The organism is uncultured Frigoribacterium sp. (genome assembly GCF_963515265.1).
Lineage (GTDB): Bacteria > Actinomycetota > Actinomycetes > Actinomycetales > Microbacteriaceae > Frigoribacterium.
This window is the reverse complement of the sequence record NZ_CAUPYL010000249.1, coordinates 1-3,146: the sequence shown is the minus strand read 5'-3', so window position 1 is coordinate 3,146 and position 3,146 is coordinate 1. Positions and strand designations below refer to the sequence as shown.

Here is a 3,146-nt window from a genome sequence, read left to right as displayed (position 1 = left end):
GGCGACCACCGCGGCGACGACGCGGCGACCGGCGCGGCGCTCGTCCCCGCTCACGAGGTCCTCCCCGCGGCGCCGAGCACGACGAGCAACGGCACGACCCGCTCGGGCGGCACGGCGTACCGCCCACGCCCGGCGGCCACGAGCCACCCCGTCGCGACCAGCTGCCCCAGGTGGTGGTAGAGCTGCCCGGTCGACCCGAGGCCCCCCTCGGCCGAGATCTGCGCGACCGTGTCCGCACCTCCCACGACCGCCTGCAGCAGGCCGAGCCGCGTGGCGTTGCCGAGCGCGGCGAGCGACGGAGCGGCCTGCGCCCAGTCGGCGGCGAGCAGCCCGTCGGTCGCCAGCGTGATCTGCCAGTCGACGGGGCCCGCGGGCACCGCGACGGAGCCGGCGAAGACGATGCCTCCCGGCGGGTCGAGGCGCTGCTTCACGCCGTCGAGCGCCCAGAACACGTCCCCGGAGGCCGACGCGGCGGCCGGGTCGCGCGGCGAGGTCGAGGCCGATGCCGATGCCGATGCCGAGGAGGCGCGGCCAGGGTCGCCGACATCGCCCTCGGCCACGCTCTGCTCGAGCACGTCGAGCCGGGCGAGCGCCCCTGCCAGTGCGTCGCGCAGCTCGTCGAGGTCTGCGCGAAGAGGATCAGCTGGAGTCATGACTCCACGATAACCACAATTCTGGAATTACCGAAGGCGAACCACCCTCGTCACGGCGCCAGCACGCTGCGCATGCCGCAGATGCCGACTGACAGACGTCAAGAGCTCGTACAACGACTGGATCTCCCTTCATTGCCGCGCGCGCGGTCGGCACGTGCGGAGAGGCCGCTGAGCAGGGACGAGGACGGGGACGGGATCGGCTCAGGGCCTGCGCGATGCCTGGCGCGTGACGGCGGCCGCCCCCGCGGCCACGACGCCGAGGAGCAACGCCGCACCGCGGAGCCCTCCCCGGTGCCGGACCGCCCAGAGCCAGCTGCTGCGCTCCCTCACGAGCCCCGGGTGCCGGCCCCGCACGCCCACCCGTCGCCCCGGCGACCACAGCGCCGAGTCCGACGGGGCCTGTGACGGCCGGTCGTCGTGCGACGACCACGGCAGGTAGCGCTCCATGACCCGGTCGGTCGCCCTCGGGAAGAGCCCCGCCAGGACTGCACCCGCCTTGGCCTGGCCGCCCACGTGCAGGTCCCGGACAGGGTGCTCGGCCGCGTGGAGGACGGCCTCCGCGACGACCTCGGGCGCGTACACGACGTCCCGGTGGGCAGGGTGCTGGTCGATCAGGCTCTCGGCGTGGTCGCCGTAGGGCGTCGCGACCCGGCCGGGGTGCACGAGCGTCACGGACACCGGCAGTCCCGAGACCTCGGCCTGCATGCGGACGCCGTCGACCCAGCCGTGCACGGCGTGCTTCGCGCTCGCGTAGACGGGCTGGACGGGGTCCGCGCGGTCGCCGAAGACGCTGCCGACGGTGATCAGCGCACCGGCCCGCCCGCCGACCTCGAGCGTCCCGGGGCCGTGCTCCTCCCGGCGGGCTCCGCCGAAGTGCCTGAGGGCAGCCCTGGTGCCGTGCACCACTCCCCAGAAGTCCGTGTCGAACAGCCGGCGCATGTCGTCGAGGGGCACCTCGTCCACGCCTCCGAGGATCGACACCCCGGCGTTCGAGACCCACGTGTCGAAGCCGCCGAACGTGTCGACGGCCACCTGGGCCGCGGCGTCGACGGCCGCGGGGTCGCCCACGTCCGCGACGGCGTGCGCGGCCCGGCCGCCCTCGCGGCGGAGCCGGTCCGCCTCGGCGACCAGCGCCTCCTCGTCCCGGGCCACGAGGACGACGGCGGCGCCCCGAGCGGCGGCGAGACGGGCCGTCGCGAGGCCGATCCCGCTGGTGGCCCCGGTGACGACCACGACCTGGTCGGCGATCGCCCGGAGATCGCCCTCGCGCACGTGCGACGGGCGACGGAGGACCGACACGAAGGAGGAGGGGGTGCGCATCAGAGGATCGGCTTCCCGCCCGTGACCGCCACGCGTGCGCCGGACACGTAGCTGGCCTCGTCGGAGGCGAGGAGCACGTAGACCGGCGCGACCTCGGCCGGCTGGCCCGGGCGTGCGAGGGGTACGTCCTGGCCGAACTGCTCCACCTGCTCTGGAGGCATGGTGGCCGGGATCAGGGGCGTCCAGATCGGGCCGGGGGCGACCGAGTTGGCGCGGATGCCCGCATCGGCGAGCATCTGCGCGAGGCTCGCCGTCATGTTCGCGATGCCCGACTTCGTGACGCTGTAGGGCAGCAGCGTCGGGGGCGGGCTGTCGGAGTTGACGGACGAGGTGCCGATGATCGACGAGCCCGGCGCCATGTGGGGCACGGCGGCCTTCACGAGATGGAAGAACGCGCTCAGGTTGACCGCCATCGTGCGGTCCCACTCCTCGTCGCTGATGTCGAGGATCGAGTCGTGGGTCCACTGGACAGCCGCGTTGCTCACGAGCACGTCGACGCGGCCGAGCTCGCGGACGGCGGTCGCCACGACCTCGCGGCAGTGGGCCGGATCCGCGAGGTCGCCGGGCACGAGGACGGCACGACGGCCCGCCTCCTCGACCAGGCGACGCGTGTCCTGGGCGTCCTCCTCCTCGTCCAGGTAGCTGACCACGACGTCGGCGCCCTCACGCGCGAACGCGAGGGCGACGGCCTTGCCGATGCCGCTGTCCGCCCCGGTGACGATCGTCGCCTTGCCCTCGAGGCGGCCGGAGCCGCGGTAGCTCCGTTCGCCGTGGTCGGCGCGGGGGGCGAGGTCGCCCTCCGCGCCGGGGAGGTCCTGCTGCTGGGCGGGCTGGCCGTCCTGGGGCGCGTCGGCCGACCGGGCCGGGGTCTCGGTCGTGGTCTCGGTCTCGGTCTCGTCGTGGTCGCTCATGGCCTGACGCTACGCACGCCCGGCCGCACCCGGACCGGGGTCGACAAGACGCCCCGGAGGCGCTAGCCGGGACCGTCCCGACCATCAGGCACCGTGACCGGTCTGCGGCCGACGACGAACGTCTCGACCGCCGCGACCGACGCGCCCCGCGCCCACCGCGCGAACCCGGTCGCCTGCAGGTCGACCGTCACGGGCTCGGCATCGGCGGCGCGACGAGCCCGCATCGCGGCGTCGACGACGTGGCGGCCCGCCAGGGCGAGCC

General features: G+C 74.9%; 3 protein-coding genes and 1 pseudogene. All 4 read right to left on the bottom strand.

Going from position 1 to position 3,146, the window contains the following annotated elements:
• Window positions 1-50 precede the first annotated feature (50 nt).
• The gene (locus tag RWM17_RS13425; protein ID WP_314104472.1) at window positions 51-653 is read right to left on the bottom strand and encodes a winged helix-turn-helix domain-containing protein; all 603 of its coding nucleotides are present in this window, start codon (window positions 651-653) and stop codon (window positions 51-53) included.
• A 201-nt stretch (window positions 654-854) separates the two neighbouring features.
• Window positions 855-1,973 carry an SDR family oxidoreductase gene (locus RWM17_RS13420; RefSeq protein ID WP_314104471.1) on the bottom strand — a complete coding sequence of 373 codons (1,119 nt, stop codon included), beginning with the start codon at window positions 1,971-1,973 and terminating at the stop codon, window positions 855-857.
• The gene (locus RWM17_RS13415; protein WP_314104469.1) at window positions 1,973-2,884 is read right to left on the bottom strand and encodes an SDR family oxidoreductase; all 912 of its coding nucleotides are present in this window, start codon (window positions 2,882-2,884) and stop codon (window positions 1,973-1,975) included. The genes RWM17_RS13420 and RWM17_RS13415 overlap by 1 nt, the downstream gene beginning before the upstream one ends.
• A 62-nt stretch (window positions 2,885-2,946) precedes the next feature.
• Window positions 2,947-3,146 (bottom strand): annotated as a pseudogene (locus RWM17_RS13410) (hypothetical protein); the annotation flags it as partial.